The 14244-nt window shown below is 71.2% G+C and carries 14 protein-coding genes; 4 read left to right on the forward strand and 10 right to left on the reverse strand.

Annotation, left to right across the window (positions count from 1 at the left end; all coding sequences use genetic code 11):
* Window positions 1-172: 172 nt before the first annotated feature.
* The 8 genes from E4198_RS17470 to E4198_RS17505 form a co-directional block, all read right to left on the reverse strand.
* A complete protein-coding gene (locus tag E4198_RS17470) occupies window positions 173-2146 on the reverse strand; it encodes an ABC transporter ATP-binding protein (RefSeq protein ID WP_136183980.1) in 1974 nt (657 codons plus the stop codon).
* A gap of 159 nt (window positions 2147-2305) precedes the next feature.
* The gene (locus tag E4198_RS17475; RefSeq protein ID WP_023530017.1) at window positions 2306-2440 is read right to left on the reverse strand and encodes a SapB/AmfS family lanthipeptide; all 135 of its coding nucleotides are present in this window, start codon (window positions 2438-2440) and stop codon (window positions 2306-2308) included.
* Window positions 2441-2489: 49 nt separating this feature from the next.
* A complete protein-coding gene (gene lanKC / locus E4198_RS17480) occupies window positions 2490-5177 on the reverse strand; it encodes a class III lanthionine synthetase LanKC (RefSeq protein ID WP_136183981.1) in 2688 nt (895 codons plus the stop codon).
* 176 nt (window positions 5178-5353) lie between these two features.
* Window positions 5354-5587 carry a hypothetical protein gene (locus tag E4198_RS17485; protein ID WP_136183982.1) on the reverse strand — a complete coding sequence of 78 codons (234 nt, stop codon included), beginning with the start codon at window positions 5585-5587 and terminating at the stop codon, window positions 5354-5356.
* Complete coding sequence (locus E4198_RS17490; protein WP_136183983.1) at window positions 5574-5849, reverse strand: DUF6400 family protein; 276 nt, start codon at window positions 5847-5849, stop codon at window positions 5574-5576. The genes E4198_RS17485 and E4198_RS17490 overlap by 14 nt, the downstream gene beginning before the upstream one ends.
* Before the next feature lie 87 nt (window positions 5850-5936).
* A complete protein-coding gene (locus E4198_RS17495; RefSeq protein ID WP_136183984.1) occupies window positions 5937-6371 on the reverse strand; it encodes a PIN domain-containing protein in 435 nt (144 codons plus the stop codon).
* Complete coding sequence (locus E4198_RS17500) at window positions 6368-6607, reverse strand: ribbon-helix-helix protein, CopG family (protein WP_136183985.1); 240 nt, start codon at window positions 6605-6607, stop codon at window positions 6368-6370. The genes E4198_RS17495 and E4198_RS17500 overlap by 4 nt, the downstream gene beginning before the upstream one ends.
* A gap of 33 nt (window positions 6608-6640) precedes the next feature.
* A complete protein-coding gene (locus E4198_RS17505; protein WP_136183986.1) occupies window positions 6641-7066 on the reverse strand; it encodes an ATP-binding protein in 426 nt (141 codons plus the stop codon).
* An 82-nt stretch (window positions 7067-7148) separates the two neighbouring features.
* Here E4198_RS17505 and E4198_RS17510 point away from each other — a divergent pair, with 82 nt between their 5' ends.
* From E4198_RS17510 to E4198_RS17525, 3 genes are all read left to right on the forward strand, one after another.
* On the forward strand, window positions 7149-7973 hold the full coding sequence (locus E4198_RS17510; protein WP_136183987.1) for a helix-turn-helix transcriptional regulator: 825 nt from the start codon (window positions 7149-7151) through the stop codon (window positions 7971-7973).
* The gene (locus E4198_RS17515) at window positions 7957-8226 is read left to right on the forward strand and encodes a DUF397 domain-containing protein (RefSeq protein ID WP_136183988.1); all 270 of its coding nucleotides are present in this window, start codon (window positions 7957-7959) and stop codon (window positions 8224-8226) included. Before E4198_RS17510 ends, E4198_RS17515 begins: the two co-directional genes overlap by 17 nt.
* Window positions 8227-9486: 1260 nt before the next feature.
* Window positions 9487-10806, forward strand: coding sequence for an ATP-binding protein (locus E4198_RS17525; RefSeq protein ID WP_136183989.1), 1320 nt, complete (start codon window positions 9487-9489; stop codon window positions 10804-10806).
* Between the two features lie 137 nt (window positions 10807-10943).
* Here the strand turns inward: E4198_RS17525 and E4198_RS17530 are convergent, their stop codons facing one another.
* Entirely contained in the window at window positions 10944-12290 is a 1347-nt protein-coding gene (locus E4198_RS17530) for a VanZ family protein (RefSeq protein ID WP_136183990.1), read from the reverse strand.
* 107 nt (window positions 12291-12397) lie between these two features.
* Window positions 12398-12832 (reverse strand): hypothetical protein, encoded by a 435-nt coding sequence (locus tag E4198_RS17535; protein WP_136183991.1) that lies wholly within the window; start codon window positions 12830-12832, stop codon window positions 12398-12400.
* A gap of 388 nt (window positions 12833-13220) precedes the next feature.
* Here E4198_RS17535 and E4198_RS17540 point away from each other — a divergent pair, with 388 nt between their 5' ends.
* Window positions 13221-14228 (forward strand): helix-turn-helix domain-containing protein, encoded by a 1008-nt coding sequence (locus tag E4198_RS17540; protein ID WP_136183992.1) that lies wholly within the window; start codon window positions 13221-13223, stop codon window positions 14226-14228.
* The last annotated feature ends 16 nt before the right edge of the window (window positions 14229-14244 follow it).

Consider the following 14244-nt stretch of genomic DNA (forward strand, 5'->3'; position numbering starts at 1 on the left):
GGCTCGGCCGTGCGGGTGTGGGTGCGGGCCGGGGCGGGGCGGCGCCGCGGGCCGAACGGCGGCAGGGCCCCTGCGTTCACCGGGCGGCGGGCAGGGGATGCGCCGTCGGTGCGCCGCCCTCGGCACGCGCCGGTTCGTGGGCGTTCCGACGGTCGTCCGGGCTGCGGCATCCTCATCGCGTCTCTCCGCTCTGTCCGGCGGGGCCGGACTCGGCCGGGGTTCCCGGCGCCTCCCTCGAGGCGGGGGCCGAGGGCTCGGCACCGGTCTCCGCGGCACGGGTCTCCGCAGGCCCGGTCTCCGCAGGTCCGGTCTTCGGTGGCGCGGTGTCGGCGGGGCCGTTGTCGACCGGTGCGGCGCCGGAAGGGCCGTCCGCGGCGAAGACCGCGCGGTAGACCGGGTCGTGCCACAGGTCTGCGTGGCGGCCGACCGCCCGGATGCTTCCGGCGTCGAGCCAGGCGACGGCGTCCGCACGGGCTGCGGAGGAGACGCGGTGGGCGACCAGCAGCCGTGTCCCGGGCCGGACTTCGTGCGCGAGGGCGCGGCCGACCTGCATCTCGGTGACGCTGTCCAGGCTGGACGTCGCGTCGTCCAGTACCAGTAGGCGGCCGGCGTGCGCGAACGCCCGCGCCAGGCCCAGGCGTTGCAGCTCGCCGCCGGACAGTGGCGCCGTCGCCACGGCCGTGTCGTACCCGTCGGGGAGGCGCCGCACGAAGCCGTCGGCGCCCGCCGCACGTGCCGCAGCCCTGACCTCGTCGCGAGGCGGCGGGTGGGGACCGAAGCCGACCGCGTCGCCGACCGTCGTCCCGAAGAGCGCAGGCCGCTCGAACGCGTACCCCACCTCCGCGCGCAGCTCCTCCGCGCCGAGGTCGCGCAGTGGCACGCCGTCCAGCAGCACTTCGCCGCGTTCCGGGTCCTCCAGCCGTCCGGCGACGGCCGCGAGCAGCGACTTGCCGGAGCCCGACCGGCCGACGACGGCCATGGTCGTCCCCCCGGGCACGACCAGGTCGACGCCGTCCAGGATCGTCCGGCCGTCCCGGGTCAGCGCCACGTCCCGCAGCTCCAGCCTCCCCGGCGCACGCCCCTGCTCCGGCCTCTCGCCGGGCGTCGGCGGCAGCCGCCGCCTCCCGTGCGGCACCCCCGGTACGGCCAGCACGTCGGTGAGGCGGGTCGCGGCGGCGCGGCCGCGCACCAGCGCGTCCAGACGTCCGGCGAACGCCCCGATGCCCGCGGCGAGTGCGCAGTACCGCGCGGCGGCGAGCAGGTCGCCGACGCTGACCGCGTCCGCCGCCAGCCGCAGCCCGCCGGTCGCGAGGACCGCCGTGGTGAGCAGCGGCGCGAGGATGCCGCTGCCGACCATGGCCCGCCCGTACACGTGCCACATCCGCCGCCCGTGGGCGCCGAGTTCGGCCAGGGGACGCAGCACCCGCGCCTGTTCACGGCCGACGGTGCCGGCGGCTGCGACGGTCGCGGCGCCGCCCAGCGTCTCGACCAGCGTCGCGGCGATCCGGCCCTGCGTCTCCTGGTAGCGCCCGACGCTCTCGGAGGAGCTGCGGGCGAAGGCGCGGAGCAGCAGCACGAGCAGCGGTACACCCGCGAGGAAGACGGCGGCCAGCCAGAGGTCGACGACGGCGAGGGCGATGAGTCCACCGACGGGCGTGACGAGGGTCGCCACTGCCGCAGCTCCGGCGGCCGGGGCGGTGCCCGCGTCGGTGGCGTTGGCGCCGAGGCGGGTGACCAGGTCGCCGGGGGTGAACCGGGCGGCGCCGCGCGGCCCGACGGCCAGCAGGTGGGTGAACGTGCGGCTTCGCAGCCACGCGGTGCCGCGTGCGCCGAGCACGCCGGTGAGCAGCGCTCCCGCCGCGGCGAGCAGCATCTCGGCGGCGATCAGGACCCCGCAGAGCGCGAGCAGGGTGACCGGCCGTTCTCCGGCGAGCAGCCGGTCCAGCGTGTGGCCGAGGACGGCCGGCAGCGTCAGGGCGACGGCGGACTCGGCGAGTTCGAGCGTGAGTAGGACGCCGGTGCCGGTCCTGCTCGCGGCGGCGGCCTGCCACAGCAGCCGGACGGGGCCGACGGCTCGCGGCCTGTCCTGCGCGTCCCGTCCGCGTGACAGGCGCGAAGGGACGGTCTCACGCGTCGGCGCGGCCATGCGTGGTCCTCCGGTTCTGTTCCCGGTTTCGTTCCGTTTCCGTCGCCTGCTCCGGTCGGGGGGACGAGGCAGGCGGGGGAGTCTGCAGGGGCGAGCAGGCAGGGGCGTGCCCCCGCCCGGTGGGCACCGGACGGGGGCACGCCCTGAGCGGGCCGAGCCTCAGTTGCAGGTGGTCAGGCTCAGGCTGCTGTCACCGCAGAGCAGGAGGCTGGCGCGGCTGCCGCCACCGGTCTCGAGGTCGCCGATGGCCTCGTCCTTGGGCGTCTCCATGGTCTGCAGGTCGAGAAGGGACATCTCGTTTCCTTTCTGAGCTGTTTCAGGGACGGTATTTCTCCACGGCCCCTCACGGGACCGGGTTCTGAGGCCGCCGCTTCAGCGGCGGGAGGAACGGGAGGCTCGCGGTCGTGCGACCGTGCCCCTCCTCGTCCCGGTGGGGGGCGCCGTACGCGCTGCTCAGCGCCAGCAGGCAGCCGGCGGTGCCGGTGCTCAGGTCCATCGAGAGGCGCATCATCTGCTCGCCGGGGAAGGCGAGTTCGTCCCGGTAGGGCATGGCGGTCCAGGACAGCGCGTCGATCTGCCGCCGCAGGTCCGCCGCGTCGGTGCCGGGCCCGTCGGCGGTGGTCCGCGCCAGGTACAGCACCATGCCCGCGGCCCCCCGGAACAGGCCGGGCTGCGCGTAGAACTTCGCCTGCGCCGCGCGGACGATCTCCCGCCGTGCGTCGGCGAAGCGTGCGTCGTCGCGGTGCGCCAGGTAGTCGTCCAGCACCATGCCGATGCCCACGCTGCCGGCGCCGAGGTACGGCATGGTGCGCCAGCCCTCGTTGACGGCGAGCGCCCCGCTGACGCTGCGCACGCACTGGTCCAGGTCGGCCCGCAGCGCGTCAGCGGCGAGGTCGAGCAGCGCGGGGTCGCCGGTCCGTTCGTAGCGGCGCACGAAGAACAGCGCCTCTCCGGTGCGGCCGCGCAGCAGCCCGGCGCGCGGGGTGCCGTCGCCGCGTGACGCACCCGGTGTGGCCGTGCGTCCGGCGGCGCGGTCGGCGAGCAGGGCGGTGCAGCGTGCGGCCGCGTCCGTGAGTCCGGCGTCGCCGGTGCCGGCGGCGAGGGAGTCGAGGGCGAGTCCGACGCCGGCCAGCCCGCTGTGCAGGTCGGAGCCCAGCACCCGCCAGTCGTGCCCGGCGGCGACGGCTGCCAGGTCGAGGGCCTCGTCGGTGTGGCCCAGGCGGTGCAGGACCCAGCCGATGCCGGTGAGGCCGTCGTAGAAGCCGAGCGGGGTGCCGGAGGCGGGCTCCTTCATCCGGCGCAGCAGCCATTCCTCCGCGTCGGGCGCGCGGTCGGCGCCGGTCTCGGCGAGCGCGTGCAGGACGCCCGCCGTGCCGTAGCCGAAGGTGGCGCCGCCGGAAGGGGTGGCGAACTGGGCGATGTCGCCCGGGAAGTAGCGGTCCTCACGGTCCGGTGTGGCCGAGGCGAGCAGGGCGCGGATCATCGAGTCGCGGCTGCGCGGCCAGTCCGCCGGCTGCACCGGCAGATACGTCCCGGAGCTTCCGCTGCCCGTTCCGCTTCCGCTTCTTCTTCCGCTTCCGCCTGAGCCGGTGTCCGCGGCCGGTTCCGTACCCCGGGTGATCTCCGCGACGGCCTCGTCGAGGAACGCGCGCGGCACCGGGAAGTGGTCGGCGGCGATCTGCGCGAGATGCGCCGCCTTGCCCCGATCGAGCGCCAACAAGCTGGTCAGCGGCAGGAACAGGGCCAGTCTGAGGCAGGCCAGTGCGTACCGGTCGACCGCGAACCCCCGCCGGTCGGCCGGTGCCACGAACCCGGGGTTCGCGATGACCTGGCGGCGTCCGTCCGCGCCGGAGGTGGCGGCCTCGAAGTCCAGCAGCGCCACCGACGACTCGTCCTCGGACACCATGATGTTGAACAGATGCAGGTCGTTGAAGACCACGCCCCGCGCGTGCACCGCGTCGACGGCCTGCTCCACCAGCCCGTAGATGCGCAGCGCCCAGTCGGTGTACTCCGCGAGCGTCTCGGCGCTCGGGTCCGGCTCGATCAGCGGATGGCGGCGGGCGAAGAAGGTGTTCAGCGGCTTGCCCGGCAGGTACTCCAGCACCAGGAAGTGGTGGTCTCCGACCGTGAAGTGGTCGCGCACCTCCGGGGTCTGCGGCACACCGGACAGGCGTACCAGCGCGTCACGTTCGCGTTCCAGCCGCTGCACGGCGTCCGCGCCGTCCGCGGCCAGCCCGGCGTGCGGGCGTGCCTCTTTGAGCACGACCTCCTCGTCGGTGCGGGTGTCGCGCCCGGCGTACACCCCGCCGCCGTTGGAGAAGTGCAGCGCCCGCTCGACCCGGTACGGCACGCCCTCGAACGTCGCGGCGGACCGTGCGTCCAGGTGCGGCCGCAGGAAGTCCGGCAGGTCCAGCCACTCGGGCAGGTGGAAGGCCGGCCCGCGCCGGTCCGGGACCAGCCGCCCGCCGGGTTCCTCGATCGCCGGGCAGAGGTTCCCGTCGTCGTCGTAGGCGTTCCGCTCGGTGAAGCCGCCGTACCGCAGGTGCACCGGCCCGGCACCCCAGCGCAGGTCGCTGAGGATGTACGGCCCGGGTTCGCCGTCCAGCAGTGCGGCCAGGTCGCCGGCGATCCGCTCGCAGTCGGCGTCGTCCAGCGGGTAGACCGTCATGAACTTGCCGCTCGCGCCCCGGTCGGCGTACTTGGCGTTCCGGTTGTGCAGCAGGTAGCGGCTGGGCACGAACTTGAACGCCGTCGACCGCGCCACGCAGTAGTCCCACACCCGCTCCAGGACGCTTTCCGCGTTGTCCAGGCAGGCGGAGACGTGGATCTTCCAGCCCTGCGCCGGCAGCGTCGTCTCCAGCGGACGGTAGGCGAGCCAGTCGCCGGACCGGTGCCGCTGCCAGCCCTCGGGAGCGGGACGGTGCGCCGCCGCGTACAGCTCACCGGCGGCCGCACGGCCGGCGGTGACACGGTGCGGTGCGTCGTAGAACCGTCGGTCTGCGTCGCAGAAGACGGCGTAGCCCTTGCTCATCCCACCTCCCGTTGCGTTCGGGTGACGGGATGGAGACTGTCAGCGAGGGAAGGGCACGGAACAGTCGCAGGCGTCACGACTCACCCGTGCAGAATGCACATGTTCCGACGCGGAGAGTCACCGAACGCGCGACCGTGGAGCGTCAGAAGGGCTGGTCGGCGGCGTACGTCGGAGGATCAGCGCCGGTGGCGGCGCGGGGTGTAGCCGAAGCCGGTGTCGTGCTCCCACAGGTGCGCGCACGTGGGGCACTGGAGCTGCAGGCGCCGGCCCCGGTGCGCGAGCAGGTAGCGCCAGTGCTCGGTGCACGCGCGCGGCCCGGCGCAGTGCACGCAGCCGCGGTTGTCCGCACACCGCGGGCAGTCCACCCACGCGCGGCGGGACCTGTCGGCGTGCGGGTCAATCGGCAGCACGGCCCGGCTCCCGCGACGGCAGCACACCGGACGCCAGCAGCATGTCGTACGTGCGCTGCTGGTCCTCGTCCAGGCCGGAGTAGAGGGCCGCGTACGCCTCTTCCTCGCCGCGCAGCGCCTCCACCGGGTCCCAGGTGTCACCGAGCGCCGCCATCACCTCGGCCCGGCGCTGCGCCTCGTGCGCGGTCAGGTCCAGCGCGAATATGTGGTGGTCGGCGTTCTCGGCCTTCTCGGCCTTCCGCGGGCCGTGGTCCTGGCTCATGGCGTGCTCCGGGGGTGGTTCGTGCCCACCGTGCATATCAGACGACCGCCCCGTCCCGGTATGTCCTGGCCCACACCCGTAGCGGGCTCAGAGGTCGTCGGGCAGTACGCGGAAGCAGCCGTGCTCGGTAAGCGGCAGAACGGCGCGGAAGTCCCGGCGATCCAGCGTGAGGATCGTGTCGGTCTCGTATTCCTCGGCCAGGGCGACGTTCACCGCATCGGCCAGGTCGAGTTTCAGAGACTCGTACGTCGCCCGGACGCGATGTGCCCGTACCAGGTGGCTGGTCTCCACGTGAGCGATCGCGAAGTCTCCCCGCTCCGCCGCGCCCGTGATGTCCTCGATCATCTCCCGGGCATGCCGTGTTCCCAGTACGCGACGCCCGACGTGGTCGAGTTCCGCGAGCACCAGCGGTGAGAATACGACGAGTCCGGCTTGCTCGAGGACGGAGAACGCCTGATCGCTGAGAGGGTGAGCGGTGTCGAACGCTGCCAGCGTGGCGGATGTGTCGGCGATGACGATCACGTGTCCTCGCCCATGGACTCCCTGACGATCTCGTCCGTGCGGTCTGCCAGTGTCGGGTCTCCGCTGTGGAAGCGTCGCAGTCCCAGGGGGCGCTCTCGGCGCCGGACCCGGAGTGCCGCCAGGTGGAGGGCTTCCCGGATGATCTCCGCCTCGCTCCTGCCTTCCCGGGCCGCAGCGGCCTTGATAGCTGCCAGATCGTCCGCTTCGGCGTAGACCATGGTTCGTTTGAGAGTCATGCACATATGCTACCCCTGACATATGTGAGCGCGTCATGCGTTCAGGTCGAACCAGACGACCTTGGAGGAGGGGCCGGTGCGTTCCGCGTCCCAGGCGTCGGTCAGCAGGTCGAGCAGTTCCAGGCCGCGCCCGTCCTCGTCCAGTGCGCCCGCCTCCCGCCGTGTCGGCAGCGCCGGGTCCGCGTCGTGCACCTCCACCCGCACGCCGCCCGCGCGCCGTCGCAGCATGATGGTGCAGACCGTGTCCGGCACGTGCTTCACCACGTTCGCCAGCAGCTCGGTCACCCCCAGCTCGGCGACCTCGGCCGCCGGCGCCATCCCCCACGCTGTGAGGTAGGCGCGCACGATGCGCCGCACGTGCCGCGCGCTGTGAGCGCCGGGCGTCAGCCGCATCCGGTAGTAGTGCGACGGCTCCAGCAGGTGCGGCCGGTGATCCAGCACGTGGATTTCGGTGTTCATGAGGTCAGCCTGCACGCCGGGAACTACCCTCGGCTATGGACCGTGACCCAACGTGCAAGCAGTCGGATGGAGGCGTAGCCGCGTGGTGGCTCCCCGCGAACTCGACCCCTCGGCCTCGGCCCTGGACTACTTCGGCAGCGAACTGCGCCGCCTCCGCCTCCAGGCCGGTCTGAGCCAGGAGCGCCTGGGCGAGATCGTCAACTACACCGGAGCGCTCGTCGGCCTGGTCGAGATGGCGAAGCGCCCGCCCAGCCGCGACTTCGCCGACCGCTGCGACGGCGCCCTCGGCGGCGCCGGCGTGCTGACGCGGCTGTGGCCGCTCGTCATCCGCAGCGGACTGCCGAGCTGGTTCCAGGACTACGCCGAACTGGAGGCCCGCGCGGTCGACATCCGCACCTACCAGGCCCAGGTCGTGCACGGCCTGCTCCAGACCGAGGAGTACGCCCGCGCCGTGCTGCGGCCCGCCCGCCCGGGGGACCTGGACGGCCTGACCGAAGCCCGCATGAAGCGGCAGGAGATCCTGCGCGGCGCCAACCCGCCCCGCCTGTGGATGGTCCTCGACGAAGCCGCGCTCCGCCGCCCCGTCGGCGGCCCGCAGGTCATGCGGACCCAACTCCGCCGTCTGTTGGACCACCGCGAGTCACCCCGCGTCGTCGTCCAGGTCCTGCCGTACAGCGCGGGCGCGCACGCAAGCTTGAACGGGTCGCTTACCCTTCTCGACTTCGAGGAGGGGCCGGAGTTGGCCTACAACGAGGGGCACAGTGGTGGTCGATATTTGACTGAACCGAGCACAGTCGAACACTGTGGGCTGAAATACGATCTCCTTCGGGCCGCCGCGCTGTCTCCCGACGACTCGGCGGACTTCATCGTCCAGGTCCTGGAGGAGCTTTATGGGCAACGCGGCTGAGGCGCCACTGGCCTACTGGCGCAAGTCGAGTTACAGCGGAAGCGACGGCGGCGAGTGCGTGGAGGTGGCCGCGCAGTGGCGGAAGTCGTCCTACAGCGGTAGCCAGGGCGGTGATTGTGTGGAGGTCGCCCAGTTCGTCGGCGAGGTCTCGGTGCGTGACTCGAAGAACCCGAGCGGGCCCGTGCTCGCGTTCCCGGCCACCGCCTTCGAGGCGTTCACCTCCGCCGCCCGTGAGGGTGCGTTCGACGCCTGAGGAGACGACTCACCGCACCGAGCCCGGCGGCTTACGCTGCCGGGCTTTCGTGCGCTGCGCGCCAGGTCGAGGAATTCAGGACCCGGACAGCGAGGTCCCGGCGATGCACGAACCCCGGGAAAAGACCCTCGGAGAGAACCCTTCCCCAACCAAACCCCGTTCGTGTCCCTCGTGCGGGTGACAATCGCTGACGGATGGTCACATGCGTCGCGGATCGGCATAGGCTCGCCGACGAGACAACCCATCCATAGGACGACCCCCGCCCGGGACTGCAATCCCAAACGAGGGTCTGACCACCTGGAAGTGAGCCCTTCCGATGGCTGAACAGCAGCTTAACGCGCTCGCGCGCGCCGGACACGGCGTTCCGCGAGCCGGTGTCGTCCACGTACGGCACCGCCACACCGAACGCTTCACCGTGGTCGGCAACCACCTCGCCCAGCACGACGACCTGTCGCTCGTCGCGATCGGGCTCGCCGTCCACATCCAGTCCAGGCCCGACGGCGCCCTCGTCTCCATCCGTGCGCTGACGGCCCGCTTCCGCGAAGGCGAGGTCACCATTGCCCGCGCGCTGCGCGAGCTGGAGGCCGCAGGCTACCTCCGCCGTACCGTCGAACGGCTCCCCAACGGCCGCCGCGTGACGCGTACCGTCTCCTTCGACCTGCCCGAACACCTCGCCGCCTCCCAGGCGCCGCCGCCACGGCCGGCGAAGCCCGCGCCGCCGACGCCCAGGCCCCGGCCCGCCGCGAAGCCCGCCGGGGCCGAACCACTCGCGCACCCCGAGGCGTCGGACCTGCTGGCCCGGCTCCGTACGCACGACGCGCGCCTGTTGCTCAGCACTCGTGACGTCGCCCGCCTCGCGCCCGCCCTCTCCGCCTGGCTGGAGCGGGGGGGTGGCTCCCGAGGCGGCCGTCCGCACTCTCAGCGCCGACCTTCCCGCCGACCCGATCCGCCGCCCGGCCGGACTCCTCGCCCACCGTCTGGCGGAGTGGCTGCCGCCCGCCCTTCCTGCCGAAGCCGCCTCACGCGCTCCTACGGCCGCGCCACGCCCGCATCGCTTCCAGGACTGCGACGGCTGCGACCGCGTCTTCCGCGCCCGGCCTCTGCCGCGACTGCACCGAGGACACGGTCACGATCACCGTCGCCTGACTGGGTGCGGCACAGGTGTTCGGTTCGGCTGTGCTCTCGTTGCCGGTTACCAGAGGGGCATCTGCGCGATTCACTTGCGCATAGGCGGCTCTGATCGTGGAGAGGAGGTCATCAATGCTGGTGAATTTCCGGGTGGCCAACCACCGGTCGATCCGCGACGAGCAGGCACTGCAGCTGAGGTGGGTGTACGAGGCGGACCGTCTCGCCGGATCGGACTGGCCCGCCGTCCCGGTGACTGGCGTCTTCGGAGCGAACGCGGCCGGCAAGTCCAACATCGTCGACGCGCTGCAGTACATGGCCGGGATGGTGGTGGACTCCTACCGCGACGCCGAGCCCGACGGAGGCGTTCCTCGCTCGCCCTTCCGCCTCGACCGGGAGAGCGCCGGGGAACCCTCCTGGTACGTCGTCGATCTCATGCTCGGCGGAGTCCGGCACACGTACGGGTTCAGCGTGGACGACGAGCGGGTGCAGGACGAGTGGCTGTACACGTATCCGCACGGCAAGCGCCGGATCATCTTCCAGCGCTCCGGGGAGGCCGTGGAGCCCGGACATTCGCAGCCCCGGTCGGCCCTGGAGCTGGTGGAGAGCATCACGGAGCCGAACGTCCTCTTCATCTCCCTGGCCGCCCGGTCGAAGCTGCCCGACGTGCGCCCGCTGTACGACTGGTTCCGGGACGGGCTGCGTTTCCGCACCGCCCGGTACGGTCTGCGGACGCCGCCCGTCAGCCGCATGTTCGAGACCCCCGACAGCTTTCCCCAGCTCCGTAGCCTGTTGCGGGCCGCCGACCTGGGCATCGAGGACTGGGGCGTGGAGCAGGTCGTCCTGGACGAGGACCAGCTGCGCAGCCAGTACCGGGGCCGCGTCCCACGCTCTCTCCAGCGCCAGCTCGATGCGGAGGGCGCGGTGGAGCAGCGACGCCCGTGGGTGGCGCATCGCGGCCGGGACGGCGTGGTCAGGCTGGACTTGCGGGACGAGTCCAGCGGGACGCGGGCACTCATCGAACAGGCACCCCAGTTCCTGTCCGTCCTCGCACGCGGCGGCACGTTCGTCGTGGACGAGATCGACTCCAGCCTGCACCCCCTCCTGACTGCGGCGCTGGTGCGCCTCTTCCAGCACCCCGAAAGCAATCCGCGCGGCGCGCAACTCGTCTTCACCACCCACGACGCCAGCCTGCTCGGGCGCGTCGACGGCGAAGAGGTCCTCAAGCGGGACCAGGTGTGGTTCGTGGAGAAGAACGCGCTGGGGGCCTCGGAACTCGTCGCGCTCGCCGACTTCAAGCCCCGGCTGGAAGAGAACCGGGAACGCCGCTACCTCGGCGGCAGTTACGGCGGCGTGCCGTTCATCGACGACAGCTTCGCCGACGCGTTGGCGAAGCGGGGGGACGACAGTGGCGAGAACTCCGAAGCCGAGCGGGACCAGGCGCCCCTCCTTTGAGACGAGGCTCGAGCGGCGCGCGGTGGAACCCCGCGTCCACCCGGCACGACAGCCGGGCCACCGGCCCGCACGAACACCGAAACACCCGCTCGCCAAAGGTCCCGTCAGCTTGCTGACGGAACCTCACAACATCAAGGTTAGCGCTGCAATTCCTGCGGCCCCTGCGTCTTGTGCGCCTTTCCCGTTACGGCGTCGACGTGGATGGGCGCGACCATGAAGTCGGGGTCGTTGGTCTGAAAGGGACAGACCCAGTCAGTACGCCAGTTTCCGTTACGCTTTGTCGCTCGCAACGCACACCTCTGCGCCGTGAGGACAATCTCTTTGGGAACGTGGACCGATTTCCGTGCGATCGACGATGCCTTCTTTTCGCTAAGAGTTGGAGCGGGCAGACTTTTTGGGTCCTTGATGTCGTTCACCAGAAGTTGGGAAACGCGACCTTCGGTGTTGATCTGCACATCAAGACGCATGGGCAGGAGCACGCCGTCGCTGTTCAGACGCCGCCAGCTCACGATCCAGCCCAGTTCTCCCATGGGATTGACCTGTACCTTTGCGTCAGGCGTTGCCCACGGATAGCGCCTCTCCGCGTAGCGACGGGCGATCTCTTCGGCATCCTGCTCGTTCCCCGGCTTACGTTTGGCACCCTCAATCGGGAAACTGCCGTTGGTGGTGCGGTTCGAAGCCTCAAGGGTCGCGGTGAATCGTGAGGTGTCGGGCCAACTCAGTCGTGCACTCCCTGATTCAAGAGCGATGAGTAGCGCCTCGGGTCCGCCAGCGACTCCGGGGCTGAACTGGATCTTCACGACTTCCTGGTGGTCGTCGAAAGCTCGGGACACGGCTTTCTCGGCAGCGGTGCGTTGTGCATCGTCGGGGCCTTGCAGGCTCGTGGCATCGACGTGTACGGGGGTAATCCACAGATTCCAGACGACAGCAGCCGGGAGCAGGACTGCGAGGCCACCCAGAGCGGTGGGCTTTGCTGCCGCACCGGCAGGTTTCACAGCGCGGCCAGAGGCCCGCAGGATGCCGTAGGTAGCCAGGGCGCCTGTGACGGCCCCCAAGGCGTTCATCTGCAAGTCGCTGCTGTCGCAACCCCGGCTGACGCCCGGGAGAAGAGTCTGGAGGAACTCCGTGGCCACTGTGAGTGCTATCCCGCCGGCCAGCACGGGCAGCAACCGGCGTGAGGCCAGGACGCCGAAGATCCCGATGGGGACGAACAGCGCAAGGTTGAGGATGCCCTGGGTGGTGGCAAAGGGTTCGGCGAAGTCGTGGTTGACCACGCACTTGCCCGTGCTCGAGTTCCCCCTTCCACCGGAGAGGAACAGAGTGAGAGCAACCTCCGCCGCCACCGCTGCCCCCAGGATGGCCCATGACCAGGCGCGCTCGGCGTGCCGGTGGGCGAGGAAGTAGCCAGCGGCTGCGACGAGCAGCACCGCTAGTGAGGCGACGACAATGAATGCCGTCTGTTCTTTGAAGATCGCAGAGAACACGAGGAGGAGAGCCTATCGAGGTATACGGGGCCGGGGCGGCAGGCAGACGGGACCGCTCCGGTCGACCCCTCAACCAGGGGTCGACCGGAGCGGTCACGGGGTGTTCCTCAGCAGTCGGCGAGCGGGGTCTGGAAGGTCTGCTGCCCGCTGACCTCCATCACTCCGATCGTTGCGTTGCAGTACTCCAGGCCCGTCCAGGTCTTGGCGTCCGTCTCACCGGAAGACTGGTAGCCCCAGCCACCCCAGCCGTTGCCGTTGCCCTGATAGCCCAGTCTGCGGTAGATGCGGCTGCCGCTGTCCTTTTCGTACTCGGTCCATGTCACGTCGTTGGTGTACTTCGCGTGAGTGAGCACACCACTGCTCAAGGTGGTGCAGGTCTTGTAGCGGAAGATGTAGCCGCTGCTCGGGCAGCTGGCCATGAGGGATGCCTGGCCCTCGGAAGAACGCGACTCCGCCTGTGCCGTCGTAGCGGTACCAAGCGCTGCCACGGTCACGCCCGCCAGCGCTGCGGTGCGGGCAACGTTCTTGATTGAGAATCGCACTGCGTGTCCTCTCCAAAAGTGGTCACAGCTTGTGGCCGTGATGAAACTGGGAGACAGCAGAAGGAACATCACGTGATCAGCCGGCTGAAGCCCCCCTGCCTTCAACTCCGTTGAAACCGCAGCCAGTTGGCCATCTGGGCAGTGATCAACAAGGCGTCACACTATGTTCGGCACGGCATGTGCGCAACAAGTAATGAACTCGTGAGCACCATACGCTGTGTGATGATCAACACACGATGAGCTTCCTTCTGGCAGCCGAACGCCAGGCCCCATAGCCAACGCGAGAAGCGCATCACGGGGAGGGGACGGCTGTTGAGGCGGGTGGGCCGAGGGTGGGGCCGGTAGAATCCCGGCGACCGGGGACGTGACCCTGCGGGGGTGTCGTGTCGTGCTGCAAGTGGAATTCTCGCGCGGGGAGCTGGCGCGGCTGCGGGTCGCCGAGGGTGCGGACCCGATGTGGGAGGTCGTGCTCAGCCTGCATCTGCTGCAGAACCAGCAGGCGGCGCTGACGTTCGACCCGTGGCGCCGGGAGGTGCGGGCGGCGCTGGAGCGGGGCGGACTGACCGGTGTCGTCCAGGACCTGATGCGCGTCTGCCCGGCCGCGCCGTACTTCCCGGACTTCCTCACGCCCGGGCGCGGCGAGACCGGCGTCGACTTCGAGGCGGCCGTGGAGCGGGTGCTGTCCACCCCAAGGCGGCGGCTCGCCGCCGAACTGGAGCGGCTGCACACGTACTCCGGCGGGCCGGTGCCGTCCGGGCTGCGGTCGCTGGCCGCCGGTGAGCCGGAGGCGCTGCGCCGGCTGGGCACGGGGCTGCGCCGGTACTACGAGGTGGCGGTCGCGCCGTACGGGCCGGCGATACGGGCGCAGGCCGCCGCGGACCGGTCGCGGCGCGGCGAAGTGGCCCTCGCCGGCGGCGCGGAGGGGCTGCTGGCCAGCTACACCGAGCTGCCCGGCTGGCAGGCGCGTGGCGACACGCTGCTGGCGCCGTATCCGGTGCGGCGTGAACTGCACCTCGCGGGACGCACGTTGACGCTGGTGCCGAGCTTCTTCTGCGTCCGCACCCCGCTCGCCCTGGTGGACGAGGAGCTGCCGCCGGTGCTGGTGCATCCCCTGTCGCCCACGCCCGGCTGGCTGCTGCGCACCCGGCAGGGCCGGGCCACGCCCCCGGTCGCGCAGCTCATCGGCGCCTCGCGCGCGCGGATGCTGGAGCTGCTGGGCAGGCCGATGACGACGACCGCCCTGGCCACCGCGATGGACCTGGCCCCGTCGACCGCCAGCCGGCACGCGTCGGTGCTGCGCGAAGCCGGGCTGCTCACGACCAGTCGGCACGGTACGCACGTGCTGCACCGCAGGACGCCGCTCGGACGGGCGCTGCTGGACGGCCCGCCGCCCTGACGGCGGCTCCCGCCCC

The organism is Streptomyces sp. RKND-216 (genome assembly GCF_004795255.1).
In the GTDB taxonomy this organism is placed as follows: domain Bacteria; phylum Actinomycetota; class Actinomycetes; order Streptomycetales; family Streptomycetaceae; genus Streptomyces; species Streptomyces hazeniae.